Annotated in this window: 9 protein-coding genes; 8 read left to right on the plus strand and 1 reads right to left on the minus strand. The window is 57.3% G+C overall.

Features of this window, described 5'->3' with window-relative positions; all coding sequences use genetic code 11:
- Positions 1 to 100: 100 nt before the first annotated feature.
- The 8 genes from ACE3MQ_RS01415 to ACE3MQ_RS01450 are packed head-to-tail and all read left to right on the plus strand — an operon-like array spanning position 101 to position 17,361.
- Complete coding sequence (locus ACE3MQ_RS01415; protein WP_379389843.1) at positions 101 to 973, plus strand: CPBP family intramembrane glutamic endopeptidase; 873 nt, start codon at positions 101 to 103, stop codon at positions 971 to 973.
- Between the two features lie 4 nt (positions 974 to 977).
- Positions 978 to 1,787: a CPBP family intramembrane glutamic endopeptidase gene (locus ACE3MQ_RS01420; protein ID WP_379389845.1), complete on the plus strand. Its 810-nt coding sequence runs from the start codon at positions 978 to 980 to the stop codon at positions 1,785 to 1,787.
- Entirely contained in the window at positions 1,784 to 2,587 is an 804-nt protein-coding gene (locus tag ACE3MQ_RS01425) for a CPBP family intramembrane glutamic endopeptidase (protein WP_379389847.1), read from the plus strand. The genes ACE3MQ_RS01420 and ACE3MQ_RS01425 overlap by 4 nt, the downstream gene beginning before the upstream one ends.
- Before the next feature lie 14 nt (positions 2,588 to 2,601).
- Complete coding sequence (locus ACE3MQ_RS01430; RefSeq protein ID WP_379389849.1) at positions 2,602 to 12,894, plus strand: amino acid adenylation domain-containing protein; 10,293 nt, start codon at positions 2,602 to 2,604, stop codon at positions 12,892 to 12,894.
- A 33-nt stretch (positions 12,895 to 12,927) separates the two neighbouring features.
- Entirely contained in the window at positions 12,928 to 13,899 is a 972-nt protein-coding gene (locus ACE3MQ_RS01435; protein ID WP_379389851.1) for a hypothetical protein, read from the plus strand.
- A 40-nt stretch (positions 13,900 to 13,939) separates the two neighbouring features.
- Complete coding sequence (locus ACE3MQ_RS01440) at positions 13,940 to 14,656, plus strand: thioesterase II family protein (RefSeq protein WP_379389853.1); 717 nt, start codon at positions 13,940 to 13,942, stop codon at positions 14,654 to 14,656.
- A gap of 21 nt (positions 14,657 to 14,677) precedes the next feature.
- Positions 14,678 to 15,958 carry an ACP S-malonyltransferase gene (fabD, locus tag ACE3MQ_RS01445; protein ID WP_379389855.1) on the plus strand — a complete coding sequence of 427 codons (1,281 nt, stop codon included), beginning with the start codon at positions 14,678 to 14,680 and terminating at the stop codon, positions 15,956 to 15,958.
- A 14-nt stretch (positions 15,959 to 15,972) separates the two neighbouring features.
- Positions 15,973 to 17,361, plus strand: coding sequence for a M20/M25/M40 family metallo-hydrolase (locus ACE3MQ_RS01450; RefSeq protein WP_379389857.1), 1,389 nt, complete (start codon positions 15,973 to 15,975; stop codon positions 17,359 to 17,361).
- A gap of 299 nt (positions 17,362 to 17,660) precedes the next feature.
- On the opposite strand, the gene ACE3MQ_RS01455 is transcribed toward ACE3MQ_RS01450, so the two are convergent.
- Positions 17,661 to 18,101 (minus strand): universal stress protein, encoded by a 441-nt coding sequence (locus ACE3MQ_RS01455; RefSeq protein WP_379389859.1) that lies wholly within the window; start codon positions 18,099 to 18,101, stop codon positions 17,661 to 17,663.
- Positions 18,102 to 18,116 lie beyond the last annotated feature (15 nt).

An 18,116-nucleotide genomic window follows, 5' to 3' on the forward strand; every position in this document is an offset into this window, starting at 1 on the left:
GTCCCCCTTTGATAAGAAAACCAATCGAGGCAAATTCAAGGCTGAGCGACCGCGATTCAGAGGTAGGTTTTCTTGCGATAAGGAAGAAAGGAGCTTTCCTGTGAAAAAAGTGTTGACTATGATAGGGAATATCGCGCTTTATCTCGGAGTCTTTTATGCGCTGCTCTATCTGCTTCGCTCTACTTACAATTACGAAGCGACGCTGTCCTTCGCCAAGTTTCTGGATCGCAACCCGGCCATGTTTATGGCTGTTCTGTTCACGCTGATTACGCTTGTGTACATGCTTATCTTTCGTATTAAAGGATGGATCTGGCCCCATGCGGAGAAAAATCTGTTCCATGCGTCGGGCTTCAAACGGCTGAGCGCCTCGAGCGTCTTACTGATGATTGGCCTGGGTCTTGCCGGAAGCTTGTTCAGTATCGGCCTTATCGTCATCGACGATATTGCGCGGCAATTTCCGTCCATACCCACGCTGGTCGAGGATACGATCAGGGGGGATTCGATCTGGTACGTCATTCTCGGCGCCGGTTTGATTGGCCCGGCATTTGAAGAAATATTGTTCAGGGGCCTCATTTTCAGCGAGCTTCGCAGGATTATGCCGGTATATGTGGCCTTGGTGCTGCAAGCTGCGGCTTACGCCTACTTCCAGCCAAGCGCGGCGCTCTCGGTCATCAGCATCGGTTCGGGCCTGATTTACGGGTCGCTGTATTTGCGCACCGGGTCGCTGTGGGCGCCTATTCTGGTACAGAATACGGCCATGGGGACAATCTTCCTATTTAAATATATTGGGTTCTACGAATGGTTTGACAAGCTGGGCGATGTTTCGCTGTATATCATTACAGCGCTCTGTCTGGCTGCGTTGATTGGAGGTACCGTCTATGTCTGGCGGACCTCTGGCAGCGGCGGCATCGGCACACGCGCCGGTCAAGCGCTGACGGCTGACACGCCATCAGCAGCACAAAAGGGGGGCTGACCGCATGAAGGCGTGGGGAATGATGCTGGCTCGCGTGGCTGTTGTTATCGGCCTGTATTTTGCATGGTTTTTTACCGTAACGACATTATTTTTCGATGTTGTGTACCCCAGAAGCACGTGGTTTGAACAGAACACGGTAACCGTCATTATTTTGAACGATATGGTAGGTTTGCCGCTCATGCTGCTGGCCTGGAGGTTTATATTCAAAGAAAATCTGTTTAAGGCGGCTAAGTTCCGCGTGATGGGCGGCAAATCGGTGGCGATCGCTTTATGGATCGGGCTTGGAGCCGGCCTGTTTACGGTCGCATTCTCCCGTCTTCCCGCCATTGCATCGGACATGTACCAGTTCCGTGAATTGTTTGATTACCTGAACCGTGCGGAATGGTATGTATTTCTGGTTTTCCTGATTCTCGGAAATATTTACAAGGAGACGTTGTTCAGAGGGATTCTGATGAATGAGTTCAGACGCGTGCTCCCGGTTTGGATTGCCATTGTGATTCAGGGCGTGTTGTATGGGGCGTTGTTCTTTTTCGGAGACATTCCGCTGTCGCTGTACGGTTTTCTTGGCGCGGTTATATTTGCGCTCTTGTATGTCTGGTTTAAATCCATTTGGGCGCCGATTGCCGCGCAAGTCGCCTGTCAGGGCAGCCAGTACCTGCTTTGGCATTACGGGCCGGAGACGACGGACGTCACCATCATGTCCGCCTGGATGGCTGTGGCGGCCGCCATGGTTGCGGCTGGCATCTTCCTTGCGGTCAAGCATCGCTCATCGATCTCCGCACCGCTGTCTTCCGAGGCGGTGACGCCTTTGTGAAGGGATTGCGAATAGCGGGAAATACCGTCTTATATTTGGTCACTTATGCGGCGATTGTGATGCTTGTCAATCAAGCGCTCTACAACTGGGTCAGCGATCCCGGGCTGAAAGACTGGATCAAAGGCAATTCCGGCATTGTGCTGATTGTATCCAATATCATCGTGCTTGCCGTCTATCTTCCGCTGCTGCGATGGCAAAAAATTTCGCTGAAGGATTTGGGGTTTGTTCCTGCGCGCGGCGGATCGTTGCTGCTGTCCGCAGGGACGGGCATCTGGCTCGGCTTGTTTATCGCCACGTTCACCCGTCTTCCGTGGATAAAAGCGACTTTTCCGGCCATTTCGGATCTGGTCGCTTTTGTCGCCGGCGGCAGCCTGATCATTTTTGTGCTCGGCAGTTTGCTGCTGGGGTCTTTGCTGGAGGAATGGCTGTTCAGAGGAATGCTGTTCCATACGCTCAGTCAACGTCTTTCGGTTCTGTGGACGGTTCTGCTCCAAGCCGTATTGTTCGGTGTGGTATTTATGAATGTGACGGTTGGCGCATTTGCGGCGCTCGGCGCGATTCTTTACGGTGCCGTTCGCGTCGGCTCGCATTCGCTTTGGGGGTCGCTGGCGGCCCATGTGTGCAGCACAGGCACCTTGTATATCGTGCTGCAATCGTCGGGCGATTGGCAGTCCGATACGCTTGGATTATTAGCCCTGATCAGCGGACTCGGCATTGCGGCGCATGTGTTGCTGCTGCTGCGCGGGAGCGGCGGAAGGGCGGAAAAAGAACAGTCCGTCAGCGATTCTATTACTAGCTAGGAGGGAAGGGTGCCATGTTTCAACTGGATTTGCTGGATACCAAAAAAGAAACATCCGGGCGGAAGGGGCGGAGCGGGGGCTCCGTCTCCAATGTTTCCCTCAAGGATATTGCAATTGTCGGGATATCCGCCAAGCTGCCGCGCGCGGAATCGCACGAAGCCTTCTGGGAGCTTCTACGGAGCGGCAAGGATCTTATAGGCGGGTTTCCGGATTCCCGCAAGAAGGAATTGAAGCCGTATTTGCGCCGTATGGAGGCGCATTACGGCTCCGTTTCCTTTTTTGACGGGGCGTATATCGAAGATATTTCAGGTTTTGACTATTCTTTTTTCCGGCTTTCGCCCAAGGAAGCCTCGCTGATGAGTCCGGCGCAGCGCCTGTTCCTGCAGACGGCCTGGGGCGCGCTTGAGAATGCGGGGTACGGCGGAGATGCGCTGCATGGTTCGCGCACCGGCGTCTTTATCGGCTATAACGGGGACGCGCTGCATGATTACAAGCGAATCATCGAGGCGCTGGACCCGGACGCCTTGTCCATGGCGGCGCCCGGCAATCTGAGCTCGATGATACCGAGCCGGATTTCGTATTTGCTTAATTTACGCGGGCCGGCGATCAGCGTGGACACCGCCTGTTCTTCCTCGCTGGTCGCGGTTCATCTGGCATGCCAATCGATTCGCAGCGGCGAATGCGAGGCGGCGATTGCCGGCAGCGTCAAAATTAACGTGCTGCCGCTGGATACCGGCATACGGCTTGGCATCGAGTCAAGCGACAACCGGGCCAGAACGTTCGATGACTCGGCGGACGGAACGGGCATCGGCGACGGCGTAATTGCGCTGCTGCTGAAGCCGCTGTCCCGCGCACAGGAGGACGGCGATCCTATTTATGCCGTCATCAAAGGCAGCGCGATGAATCAGGACGGCAGCTCGGTCGGCATTACCGCCCCGAACGCCCTCGCGCAGGAGGACGTCATTGTGCGCGCCTGGCAGGATGCGGACATTGATCCCGAAACGGTGACGTATATGGAGGCGCACGGAACGGGAACCTCGCTGGGCGACCCGATCGAAATCGACGGGCTGACGCGCGCCTTCCGAAGATATACCGATAAACGGCAATTTTGCGCCATCGGCTCGCTGAAAACAAATATCGGCCATCTCGACCATGCCGCCGGCATTGCAGGGCTGCTCAAGGCGATCCTGTCGCTTGTCCACAAGCAGCTTCCGCCAACGCTGCATTACCGCTCGCCGAACCGCAACATTCCGTTTGTGGATTCGCCCGTTTATGTCAATGACGAATTGACGCCATGGGAGACGGACGGCGAAGCAAGAAGATGTGGAGTAAGCGCGTTCGGCATGAGCGGGACCAATTGCCATGTTGTGCTGGAGGAGGCTCCTACCGGGATGGCATCGGATCGTTCGGACAGAACGGAGCTGATCTGTTTGTCCGCGCACAGCATGACGGCGCTGGAGCGGCTCGTTCTGCTGATGCGGGACTGGGCTCTGCAGCATCGCGGCGAAAAGAGCCGCAGCCTGGCCGACCTTTGCTACACCTTGGCCGTCGGCCGGGGAGCCCATCGGTATCGCCTGGCGATTGCGGTAAGCGGCTGGGAAGAGCTTGTCCAGACCCTGCAAGCCGCTGCTGAAAGCGGCCTTACCGGCCTTGCGCTGCCGAACATCCGCTTCGGGACGGTCGATTCGGCTGCGGGCGGGAGTATGCGGCAGCAACCCGTTCCAAACGAACGGGAAATGGACGCGCTGGAGCTGGCTCAACGTTACGTGGGCGGATACGAGGTCGGCTGGAAGGCGGTATTTCGAGGACAACGCCGTTCTCGGCTACCGCTTCCGACGTACCCGTTCGATTCCCACCATTGCTGGGTGGAGGAGGCGCGCGACGGAGCGGCGCTTCATACGCCATTTGCGGCCTGGAACGGATATTCGCTCAGTGGAGATATCCCCGAGGAGCTTAGGCAAGATATGAACGAGACGTTTGCCAGATGGCAAGCCGCGCTGGAGCGGAGCGGCGGAATGACGAGTCAGGGCCGCCGCGGCGTTGCGTTAACCGGGGAGCGCTCCGGCCTGGAATGGGAGCAGCATGTCGCAGATGTCTGGGGAGAGCTGCTCGGTTATGACGAATTGCCTGCGGATGCCGGGTTTTATGAGCTGGGCGGAGATTCCATTATTGCGCTCAAAATTGTAAACCGGCTCAGTGAGCTTGCGGGCGTCCGTATTCAGGTGGCGGATTTGCTGGGGCATGCGGATCTGCCTTCGTTCACGGCGCTGATCGAGCGGCGGATCAGGGAGAGCGGCGCGGCGACAGCGCAAAGAACGAACATTGGGAACGATGGCCAAAGGGCGGACGTTGGGAGCGGCGGACACGAGGCGAACGATGACCATGAAAGGCAAGTAGTTGCAGGTAACCGGGACGGGCAAGCGGCGCCCGGCGGCCGTGACGGAGCAGGAGCATCCGGTGGGCATGTCGGGCCATTAACCGGCCAAACGTGCGACTCTTTGTCCGGCGATACGCTGGAGCCAATTCCAAAGGCGGCCCAGCAAGAGCATTATCCGGTTTCATCGCCGCAGAAACGCATGTATTTGCAGCAGCAGGCGATGCCGGATGATCGCAGCTACAATTTGCCTGAATTGTTGCACTTGGACGGGGCTATTGATGCAGATCGGCTGGAGGCCGTCCTGCAAGCCATCGTGGAGCGTCACGAGACGCTTCGCACCACCTTCCACGTCATCGACGGAGAGATCAGGCAGCGCGTTCACGACGCCATTCCTTTTCGCCTGATTCGCATGGAGGCCGATGAAGCGGAAGCGGACGGCGTGTTGCAAAGCTTGTTCCGGCCGTTCAGGCTCGATACGGCTCCGCTGCTCCGCGCAGCCTTGCTGACACTGGGGCCGGAGCGCCATGTTCTGTTTCTTGATGTGCATCATATTGCATCCGATGGCATGTCGGCGGGCATTCTTTTGTCCGACCTGATGACTTTATATCAGGGCGGTTCGTTGCCTCCGCTGCCGCTGCAATACAAGGATTATGCCGTATGGCAGGAGAGCAGGCCGTTCTCCGGGAACGCCGAACGGTATTGGCGCGAGCAATGCAGGGGAGACTGGCCGACGCTTGCGCTTCCGACCGATGCCCCGCGTCCGCCCGTCAAAAGCAATCGCGGCGAAACGTTCGACGTGTACCTCGAGGCCGGTTTAACGGCGGCTGTGCGCAGCCTTGCGACCGAATCGGGCGCGACTCCATTTATGGTGCTGCTATCGGCATATTACACGTTCCTCGCCCACTATACAGGGGCCGAGGACATTGCGGTCGGCACGCCGATTGCGGGACGGTACCGACGCGAGTTGGAAGCGATCGCGGGCATGTTCACCGGCACGCTGGCACTGCGCGCTTATCCGCGCGCGGACAAGCCGTTCAGAGCCTTTTTGTCCGAAGTGAAAGAGATGGCAACTGGAGCTTACGCCCACGCCGATTATCCATTCGAGGAAATCGCGCAATGGATGGATCGAAGGGACGCCAGCCGGAGTCCACTGTTCGATACGATGTTCATCATGCAAAATCTGGGCATTTCAAACGTTTCGTCAGAAGGATTATCGTATCGCCACCAGCGCTTTGAGCATGGTACGGCCAAATACGATTTGATGATACAGGCCGTGGAACAAGGCGCGGAATTGCGACTCGTCGTGGAATACAATACTGATCTGTTCCGCCGCGCGACAGTCGAGCGATTCATGCGGCATTATGTGCAGCTGCTGCGCAGCGTGACGCTTCGTCCCGACGCCGTGCTCGGTGAAGCGGAGATGCTGACGGAGGAGGAGCGCCTGCACATGCTGGCGCTGGGGAGAAGCGAAGCGGACTTTCCGCCGCCGCGCTGTCTGCATGATTGCTTCAAGGAACAGGCGGCGGCCGTTCCCGATCTTCCGGCCGTGTCCTGCGGCGATGAATCTATGACCTATCAGGAATTGGATCGCCGTACCGATGCGCTGGCGCGAACCTTGCGCGCCAAAGGTGTGGGACGCGGCAGCGTAGTCGGCATCATGGCGGAGCGTTCGATCCCCATGCTGACCGCTATGCTCGCCGTTATGAAAGCCGGCGGCGCCTATATGCCTATAGATCCGCATTATCCCGAGGAGCGCATCCGCTATATGCTGGAGGACAGCGGCACGGAGCTGGTATTCGCGGACGGCGCACGTTCCGGAGCCGCGGCCGTCGTACCGGCCACCTTGCAGGTGCTGGAGATTGCGGATGAGACGCTGTTTTCCGGCGTAGACGATGCTGCCGCCCCAAGTCCGCAGGACGCTGCCGATCCGATGTATGTCATCTATACCTCCGGTTCTACGGGACAGCCGAAGGGCGTCATTGTGCCGCATCGCAGCTTTTACAACTTCGGACATTCGCTCCGGACATTTTTCGAGGGGCAGTACGGTGAGAGAGACAGATGTCTTAGCCTGACCAATATTTCGTTTGACGTCAGCGTAGCAGAGCTGTTTATGCCGCTTATGTTCGGGGCTTGCACGGTGCTATACCCGGAGCCGAAATTGCTTGATCCGCGGCGAATTGCCGAGGTGATTGCGGAAGAGCGGATTACCTTCGCTTATTTGCCGCCGTCTTTGCTGAAAGAGGTTGTGCGGCTGCTGGAGCAATCGGCTTCCGTAATTACGCTAGACAAAATGCTTGTCGGGGTAGAGCCAATTCAAGATGAAACGCTGGAGCTGTATACGAAGCTTAATCCCGAGATTCGGATTATTAACGGCTACGGCCCGACGGAGGCGACGGTTTGCTCCAATTTGTACGCATACAAGCCGGGCGCTTATCGCGGTGGCTATGTGCCGATTGGCGGGCCGATGCACAATGTCGAAATTTATATATTCGGCTATGGCGGCCAGCTTGCCCCCATCAGTGCAGCCGGGGAGCTGTATATTGCCGGCAGCGGCCTTGCCGACGGTTATGTGAACAAGCCGGATATGACAGCCGAGCGCTTTTTGCCGCATCCGTACCGCGAGGGCCGCTTTATGTATCGCACCGGCGACATCGCCAAGTGGCTACCTGACGGCAACGCGATGTATGTGGATCGGGCTGATGAGCAGGTAAAAATCAGAGGCGTGCGGATTGAAATGAACGAGGTTCGCTCGCAATTGATTTCCCTTCCCGAGGTGGAGGATGCGGTTGTGGTCGTCCGCGAGCAGGCAAGCGGCGACAAGGAGCTGTGCGCGTATGTGGTCGCTTCGGACGAGCTCCCTTCGAGGGAATGGCGAAGAAAGCTGAAAGACAAGCTGCCGGAAGCGATGATTCCGGCCTATATCACGGCGATTGACACAATACCGCTGACGCCGAACGGGAAAGTGGACCGGCGCGCCTTGCCGGAGCCGGAATTCGGGCTTCGGGAGCGGAAAAACCTGGAACTGCCGCGAGACGGGATGGAAGAGCGCGTCGCCGCCATTTGGGAGGAAGTGCTGGGCGATACGGCCGGACCAATCGGCATTCACGACGACTTTTTCGAGCTTGGCGGCCACTCCTTGAAGGCTGCCGTACTGGCGGGCAAGCTGCAGCAGGCGACGGGCACCCTGGTTCCGCTCAGCCTGATATTCGAGCTTACCTCCATTGCGGAAATGGCCGCTTGGCTGAAGGAACGGGACGGCGCCGCTGCGGCGGCAGAGCCGATCCCGAAGGCGGAACGCCGCGAGTGGTATCCGATGTCGCGCGCCCAGCGCCGCCAATATATGATGCAGATGCTGGCCGGAGACGCCACCATGTATCATGTGCCGTTCGCGCTCCGCTTGCAGGGCTGGCTGGATGCGGCGCGGCTGGAAAACGCGTTTACGGCGCTGATCAGTCGCCACGAAAGCTTGCGAACGACCTTCCATATGACAAAGGACGAGTTCAGGCAAATCGTTCATCCGCCGTATGCGTTCAAGCTGGAGGCGCTGGATCCTGCAGCGTTGACCGGAGACGAAGCGCTGCGTGGAGCGCCGCCGGACGGCGTCGAGGTGACGAGGCTAATGGAAGTCTTCCAGCGCCCATTCCATCTGGATAAGCTGCCGCTGCTGCGGGCGGGGCTGCTGCGGCTGAATGAGGAGGATCATCTACTGCTGCTGGATGTTCATCACATTATTACGGACGGCGTATCCTCCGCTTTGCTGGTGAATGAGCTGTCGCAGCTGTATGCCGGACAAGCGCTGCCGGAGCTGCGTGTGCAATACAGCGATTATGCGGTGTGGCAGGAAGCCGGATTTGCAAATGCTGCTTATGCGGAGCATGAGCGGTACTGGATGGAAATCTTCGATGGCAAGCTGTCTGTGTTGGAGCTGCCAACGGATCGTCCGCGGCCGTCTGTGCCGAGCTATAAGGGCCGCCGCCATTCGTTCCGGCTGGACGCGCGGACCACGGCGGAGGCGCGAAAGCTGGCGCGGGAAACGAAGACGACGCTGTATACGGTGCTGCTAGGCGCTTTTGCCGCGATGCTGGCCAAATACAGCGGGCAGGCTGAAGTGATTGTGGGCACCCCCGCCGCCGGCAGGGAGCATGCCGATACGCATGACATGATCGGCATGTTCGTCAACACGCTGGCGCTGCGGATCAGGCCGGAAAGAGACAAGACGGTACGGGCCTATATGGCAGAGCTGCATAACCATGTCGTAGAGGCGCTTTCGCACCAGACGTATCCTTTCGAGGAGCTCGTCGAAGGGCTGAAGGCAGATAGCGACAGAAGCCGTAATCCTTTGTTTGACGCCATGTTTGTCTTGCAAAATATGGATCGGGCGGTGATGAAAGCAGGCGACGTCGTCTTTGGTGAAATGCCGTTCGAGGCAGGGACAAGCAAGTTTGACCTGACTCTGGAAGCGGTGGAGCGGGATGCGGAAATCGAGCTTCAACTGGAATACGCGACGGATTTGTTTCATGAGGAAACCGCGCGCCGCATGGCGGAAAGCTATACCGTACTCGTGCGGGAGATGTGTAGATCGCAGGGTCGCACGGTCGCAGAGCTTGAGCTGATGAGTGAAAGCGAGCGGGAGCAATTGCTGGCTCTGTTAGCCGGAGGAGGCATGCCGTTACAGGCAGCGAGTAGAGAGGGGAGCAATGGTAGGATGGAAATTCGAGCTGAGAAAGGCATGACGAACCGGCAAGGTGACGCGGCGGCGGCTTCCGTGCAAGCCACGGCGGAATGGACGGGATTCGTGCAGGAAGTGGAGCGCCAGGCGGCGCGCACGCCGGATGCGGCGGCGATTCAATTCGGCGCGGAGACGGTGACGTACGCCGAGCTGAACGAACGAGCGAATCGGCTTGCCCATTCCTTGCGGGCGAAGGGTATGGGGCCCGAGCGCATTGTCGCGCTGATGGCGTCACGCAGCCCGCTGCTGCTTGTCGCCATTTTGGGTGTCCTGAAAGCCGGAGGCGCATATGTCGCTATTGATCCCGCTTACCCGAAAGAGAGGATCGACTGGATGCTTGAGGATTGCGGCGAAGCGCTTCTGCTGACGGAAAAAGCATACGCCGGAGTCGTAACGAGAGCCGTTGCTGAGTGGTATCTGGACGATTCGGAGCTGTATGCGGCGGACAGAGGCAATCCGGAGCTTGTCCATAAGCCGGATCATTTAGCGTATGTGCTGTATACATCGGGCTCGACCGGACGTCCCAAAGGCGTGATGATCGAGCATCGCGGGCTGGCGCATTTCATCAGCGGCTTCAGAAACCGGATTCCGTTTGAGAAGGGCCAGAGCATCCTGGCGATGGCATCGGTCTCCTTTGATATTTTTGTCGTTGAAAATCTGCTTCCGCTCACGCTGGGTATGCGGATTGTACTCGCGAGCGAAGAGGAACGGGGCGACGCCGCCTTGCTGCAAGGCCTTATCGACTCGCATGGCGTCGATGTGCTGCAAATTACGCCGTCGCGCTTCAAATGGTGGATGAATCAGCGTGGCGAAATGGACGGCTTGCAAAAGCTGCGCATATTGATGATCGGGGCGGAGCCGCTGACGGCCGATGTGCTGGGCAGGCTGCGCGCCGCTACCGGAGCCAGATTGTTTAATTTGTACGGTCCGACGGAGACAACGGTGTGGACCTCCATCCGGGAAGTGACCGAAGGCGAGGACATTTCGATCGGCACGCCGATCGAAGGTTCCTTCATGATGGTGCTTGACGAAGGACTTAAGCTGCAACCGACAGGCGTTATGGGCGAAATTTGCATCGGCGGGCCGGGCGTCGGGCGTGGGTATCTTAGCCATCCCGAATGGGATGTCGCTTTTGTGCCGAATCCGTATGCGCCGGGCGAACGCATGTATCGCACCGGCGACCTTGGGCGCAGGCTTGAAAATGGGGAGTTTGCCTATGCGGGACGCCGCGATTTCCAGGTGAAAATCAGGGGGCACCGGATTGAAATCGGTGAAATTGAGCAGTTGCTGCTTCGACATGAGCAGGTGAAGGAAACGGTCGTCACCGCATTTCAGGAAGAGGATGGGGAATTTGCCCTTTGCGCGTATGTCGTCATGCAGAACGTCGCAGCAGCAGATGCGGAGCAAGGCGGCGCCGCGCCACCCGGCCGGTTGACCGCGAAGTTGCGCGAATATCTCGGGGACAAGCTGCCTTCTTATATGGTTCCGGCCTTCATGGTCGTTCTGGATGCGATTCCGCTTACGCCAACGGGCAAAATCGACAGAAGGGCGCTGCCGAAGCCGGGATCGGCCGACGCGGGCAAACGAGAGCTTGTTCCGCTGTCGACGGGTACCGAGCGAAAGCTGGCGGAGATTTGGAAGGAGCTGCTCGGTACGGATGCGATTAGCGCAAAAGACAGCTTTTTCGAGCTCGGCGGCCATTCCCTGAAGGCTGCGGGCATGGTCAGCCGCATTGCGGAACGCTTTAGCATGCAAATGTCGCTACGCGATATTTTTATGAATCCTACGCTTGAAGGTTTAGCGGCCCATCTGGACACTAGCGGTACCGTGGCGGCGGCGCGCATTCCGAAGCAGCCGGAGCGCGAGCATTACCCGATGTCGAGGGCGCAGCGCCGCCAATTTATGATGGGGCTGATCTCGGGCGAGGCAACGATGTACCATGTGCCGTTCGCCGTGCATATGCAAGGCAAGCTCAATGTGGAGCAGCTGGAGAAAGCTTTCCTTGCGATGATGCGCCGCCATGAATCGCTCAGAACGACGTTCCATCACGAGGAGGACGAGTTCCGCCAGCGCGTGCATGCTGAGCCGGTATTTACGCTGGAACGGGGCGCCAGGCTGAGAATGGCGGCAGGCAAGCTGCTTGCGGAAGGCGGAGACGAAGGATTGTTCGGTGGCATCAGCGTGCTGATGCAGCGCTTTATCCGTCCGTTTGATCTTGGCAGTCTCCCGCTGTTCCGGGCCGGACTGATTCCGCTTGGCGAGGAAAGCCATCTGCTGCTGCTGGACTTTCATCATATTATTACCGACGGCGTCTCCGTCAGTGTCCTGCTGCAGGAACTGACCACTTTGTACGGCGGCGGCGAGCTGCCGACGCTGGATATCCAGTACCGAGACTACACGGTATGGCAAGAAGAACGAATCGGCAGCGAGGCCTATATGGAGCATGAGCGCTACTGGCTGGAGGCGTTCGAAGGTGAGCTGCCGACGCTTGCGCTCAAGACGGCCTTGCCAAGGCCGGAACTGCAAAACTTCGAGGGCGGTCTGATCAACTTCAGACTGGATGAGGAGCTGTCGCTCAAGATCAAGGCGTTTGCGCAGGGGCGCGGCACGACGTTGTATACGGTGCTGCTCGGGGCTTATTCGATGCTGCTGAGTAAATGGAGCGGTGAGGAGGATATCATTATCGGCACGCCAGTAGCGGGCCGCAATCATGCGCAGCTGGAAGGGCTGATCGGGATGTTCGTCAATACGGTCGCGATTCGCAGCTTCCCGGAATCGTACCGGACTGTTGGCGATTATTTGTCCGAGCTGCATGAGGATGTGCTGCGGGCGCTGGAGCACCAGGATTATCCGTTCGAGGATTTGGTGCAAAAGCTGGGAATCGAACAGAACCGCAGCCGTAATCCGCTATTCGATACGATGTTTATTTTGCAAAATATCGATCGCGTCGCTTACCGTTCGGGCGGCATTGAATTCGACCCCAAGGAGTTCGATCCGGGCGTCAGCAAATTCGATTTGACGCTTGAAGCGGCGGAGCAGGACGGCAGGATCCGCTTTGCGCTGGAATATGCGACAAGTCTTTTCCGCGAAGAGACCGTCCGGGCGTTGGCGGATGATTATACGGCGATCATGCGCGCGCTGGTCGAAGACGGAGCAAGCAAAAAAATCAGTGCTGTGCTTGCGGCAAGCAAGCTTGATTGAACCAATATTTTGAGCCTAAGGAGGCGGCGAACGATGAAGCTGTCGATGGAAAGGAAACCGTTTAACGAGTTTTGGATGAACTGCATGCTGAACCAGGCGTTTTCCATTGCGGTATCGGTGGAGCCCAGCTACAGGGATGCGGCGTATTTGAACATTTACCGTTACTATCCTTGGGAGGCCGCAACGGACAAGGACTTCCGCTATCCGACAATTGACACGCTGTATTATTTGGACGATCCGGCCAGATTCCCGCTGTCGCAGGTGATCCGCTATATCGAGCCCGGTCATTTTCGCAGCAAGGAAACGGTGTTGGAGGAAATCAGGGCGATGTTGACGGGCGGACGCAACTTAAGCGTAAACGTCGATCTATATGACTGGCTGCCAGGCAGCATGGCCTGGAAAAAGTTCCATTGGTATCATTATTCACTGTTTAACGGATATGACAAGGAGCGAGGCGTCTTCTACGTTATTGATGATACGCTTGCGGGCTACGAGGAGCACGAGGTGCCGGAGGAAAGGCTGCTCAAGGCGTACGGCAACTCGGAATACAACGTGAACCCGGACTATTTGGGGCCTGCCTTCTACGTATACAACCTGCAGGAAAAGGTTCAACCCTACGAGCTGAAGCTGGCTGAAGTGGTGGAAAATGCGGAGCGGCTGGCGAGGGAGCTTGGCGAGTTCTCCATAGAGGGCATGTGGAATGTAGATTCCGAACCGGAGAAGAAGCAAGCTCATTTGACCTATGGCCTTGTCGGCGTCAACATCATTTGCAACCGGCATATTGCCAACATGTCGCTGCTCCGCTCCCTGTGGGAGAAGAGGCTGATCAGTGAAGCGCTGCATGAGTCGCTCTCCGGTCAGCTTGGCGTAGTGAGGGACGGATGGGATCTGGTGAAGGATCGTTTTGTAACGGGGGACTTCGAACGCGGCAGAGAGCTGGTGCTGGCGGACGATTTGTTCTCGAAGGAAAAAGCATTCTGGACCACGCTTGTTGCCGGCGCGTAAAGGCCGCTTGCGTCAACATGTTACCCGGGAGGCGGGCGTTATGACGATATCTTTAATTTGTTTGCCATATGCAGGAGGCTCCGCACAAGTGTACAAGCGCTGGACGAAACGGCTGCATCCTGGTGTGCGTCTGGTGCCGGCCGAACTGGCGGGCAGAGGAAGCCGCATGGACGAGCCGTTCTATGCGGATGCGGCGGAGGCCGTTCGGGATTTGCTGCCGCTGGTGCTGGAGACGGCGCTTGGCTCCGATTCATATGCTTTATTCGGCCACAGCATGGGCAGCCTGCTTGGGTATGAGGTACTGCATGCGCTTCGGGAGGAAGGATTCCCGCTGCCTGCAGCAGTCTTCCTCTCCGGCAGAGGGGCGCCGCATTGCGAGCAGGAGGAGGTTCGCCGAACCCATATGCTTCCGGATGACGAGTTTCTCGAGGAACTGAAACGGCTCGGCGGCATGCCTGACGAGCTGTTCCGGCATCAGGAGCTGCTGGATATGTTTATGCCGATCCTAAGAGCCGACTTCAAGCTTGTCGGCGAGTACGAGCATCGGATGCGGCCGCCGCTGCCGCTCCGGCTCGCCATTTTGAGCGGAAAGGATGACGGCTGTATCAAAGGCGCGCTCGGTGAATGGGAGCGTTATGCGACGGGAGGCTGCGAGCTGATGCAGTTTGAAGGTGGACATTTTTTCCTGCATGAGCGGGAAAGCGATGTTGTAGCGGTGATCAACAAAATGCTGACCGAGGCGCCTGCCCCGATCTGACCCTGAGGAGCGTGATAGAAGATGCTGAACAAACATGCGATATGGTTTCCCGGTCAAGGCTCGCAGCGCGTCGGAATGGGAAAAGCGCTGAGCGAGCGGCATGCGGTTGTCAAGGCGACGATGGAGGAAGCGAACGAAGCGCTGGGCATGCGCCTTGACAGCCTGATGTATGAGGGATCGATGACGGAGCTGACGCGGACGGACAATGCCCAGCCCGCCATTCTTGCGCTGGGCATGGCGATGTACCGCGTCTACAGCCAGGAATGGGGATACATACCGGCGATGGCCGCCGGCCACAGCCTAGGCGAGATTACCGCTTTAACTTGCGCGGGGGCTATAACGTTCCCGGATGCGCTCCGGCTCGTACGCCGCCGCGGCGAGTTGATGCAAGGGGCCGCCGCGGCGGGGATCGGCGCGATGGCCGCCGTGAACGGGCCGAGTCCCGATGTTGTCGCCAAAGTATGCTTGGAAACCAACGCAGGCTGCGTGGACGGAAGCCGTATTGTTGTAGTATCGAATATCAATTCAGAGCGGCAAACGGTGATTTCGGGCCATAAAGAGGCCGTCCATGAAGCGTCCGAAAGACTGTCCGCCCATGGGGCCGCAGTCATTCCGCTGCAGGTAAGCGCGCCGTTTCATAGCCCGTTGATGGCCCCGGCAGCGGCGCAATTTGCCGAAGTGCTGAGCCGCGTCTCGTTTGGAGAAATGGGTTTTCCCGTAGTTTCCTCCTTGACGGGTCTTCCTTACGGGAATACGGCGGAGATCGCGGGTATGCTGGCAAGGGGATTGACCGACCCTGTCAATTGGCCGGCGGTCATTGCATTTCAGAAGAGCATTGGCGTTGCCGCTGCCATCGAACTGGGTCCGGGCAATGTATTGAAAAGGCTGGCTCCACCCTACGGACTGCGCGTATTCGCTGTTGACGACAAGGAGGATGAGGCGCATCTGGTTGCCGCAAGCCGGCAAACGGAAGATTATTCGATTGAACTGCTGAATCGTTGTCTGGCTATTGCCACTTGCGTCCGCAACCGCAACTGGAACGCAGACGAATATGAACAAGGCGTCGCTTCGCCTTACCGCGGCGTACAGCAGTTGATCGATCGGCTGCGGGAGACGGGAGAGCAAGTGACGGAGGCGCATGTTCGGCAAGCGCTGGCGATGCTGGAATCGGTGTTTCGCACCAAAGGCACGTCCGCCGAAGAGCAGGAGCGGCGGCTTGCAAGACTGCAGAGTGAGTTCGGCCTGCGCAGCTTGCCAGGTGTTTCTCCTGCCGAAGGGCCATATGCGGGCAATCTATTATAGAAAGGAGCGGGGTTATGGGTATCCGGCTGGCCAATAACGAGTTGGAACAGGGTGAAGCCCGGCGCCCGGCGGAGCTGCCGTCTCCCGTGGAGATTTTGCAGGCATTGATCCGCTTCAATACAACAAATCCGCCGGGCGAGGAAGCCGCCTGCATCATGTATATCCGGCAACTGCTTGAGGATGAGGGCATTGAGACGCGGATCTGTGCGCTTGATCCGGCCCGGCCCAATCTGCTGGCCAGGATAAAGGGCAGCGGAGAGGCACCGCCGCTGCTGCTGTACGGGCATGTCGACGTCGTTGGCACAGGCATGCAAGACTGGAGCCGCGACCCGTTCGGGGGCGACATGGAGGGCGGCTTCGTCTGGGGACGGGGCGCCCTTGATATGAAAGGCGGCGTGGCAATGCTCGTATCGGCTTTCCTCCGCGCGCATGTCCGCAAGCTGCCGCTGCGCGGCGATCTCATTCTGGCGATTGTCAGCGACGAGGAAGCAGGTGGTGAATACGGGGCTTCCTTCCTGGTAGAGCGGCATGCCGATTATTTTACGGGCGTAAAGTATGCGCTCGGCGAATTCGGCGGCTTCACGTTTCATGCGCTGGGGAAAACCTTTTATCCGATTATGGTGGCGGAGAAGCAGCTATGTTGGCTCAAAGCGACGATTCGAGGAGACGGAGGCCACGGCTCCATGGGCAAGCCGGTAGCCGACTGTATGGCGCAATTGGGGAACATGCTTCAATCGCTTAGCAGGAATGAGCTGCCGATACGTGTGACACCAGCGGCCCGGTTGATGATTGAAGGCATGGCCGCCGCACTGCCGCTACTGCCGGCGCTGCTGCTGAGAGGGCTGCTGCGTCCCCGGCTGGGCGGCCTCATCCTGAAGCTGCTGGGGGAAAAGGGCGGGACGTTCGCCCCGCTTCTGCGTAATACGGTCAGCGCAACCGTCGTTCGCGGCGGTGAGAAAATCAACGTTCATCCAAGCGAAATTGCGGTCGAGCTGGACGGCCGAACGCTGCCGGGCGTCACTCCGCAGCAATTTATGGATGAGCTGCGCCGATTCGCGATTCATGATTCGATCGGGCTGGAAGTGCTGCGCCATGATCCATGCGCCGCAGTTCCCGATATGGGGATGTTCGGTTTGCTGTCTGATGTGCTGAAAGAAGCGGATAAGGAGGCCGTTCCGGTGCCGATGCTGCTGCCCGGAGGAACGGACGGAAGATTGTTTGCGAGGCTTGGCATACAAACCTACGGTTTCCTGCCAATGCCGCTGCCCAAGGACATGCAGTTTACCAAACTGATTCATGCGGCGGATGAACGCATTCCTGTAGAAGCGATCGGGTTTGGTACGGATGTGATTTACCGGGTACTGGAGCGGTACGGAGCGCAGCCGCTGTTCCCAGATGGTTAGTGCAGCTTGCCATGCACATGCCGTTATCGTTGACCGATACAAGGAACATGCAAGTTGTGCATAGAAGAAAAGCGCAGGTTTAGGACGACTCACGCCGGGGACTGACCCCATAGCGTGAGACCATAAAAGCACCTTCAAGAAAAAGCTTCCATATCGTAAGATGTGGGGGACAATTTTGGAGGTGTTTTTGTATTGGGAACAAGAGCGTACTATCCGTTGGAAGTGAAGATGCAAGCGAGCACAAATCAAAAGGGCATTTATCGGATTTATATATATTTACTACAAAATACGAGTTTCTTTTAGTTTTTCAAATGAACGATCAGGACTGGGCAACTCGACAACTGAGAAACTTTATGACTGACACTTCCGAGCATCATTTCCTTCATACCGCTCAGTCCACGACTACCAATAACGGTTAGTTGTTGCTGATTGTTTTTTGCATATTTCAATATTTCATGAGCGGGGTCGCCCTTAAGATGGATGATTTCCGTAGAAATCCCCTTAGATATTAATTGGGATTTAGCTTCTTCTAGGTACTTGATACTGTCCTTATCCATTTCAATCAATATTTCTTCCAAATAATCTTCCGGTATATATGGCAGGCCCATAGCTACATTTAAATTACTGACGTGTATTAAAGTAACATGAGTTCGTTTATTATGAGCAATCTCCATAGTTACATCCAGGATCTTGTTAATTAATTCAGATTTATCAATGGCAACCAAAATTCTATTGAACATTTCAACCACCCTTTC

This window comes from Paenibacillus lentus (genome assembly GCF_042714055.1).
Lineage (GTDB): Bacteria > Bacillota > Bacilli > Paenibacillales > Paenibacillaceae > Fontibacillus > Fontibacillus lentus_A.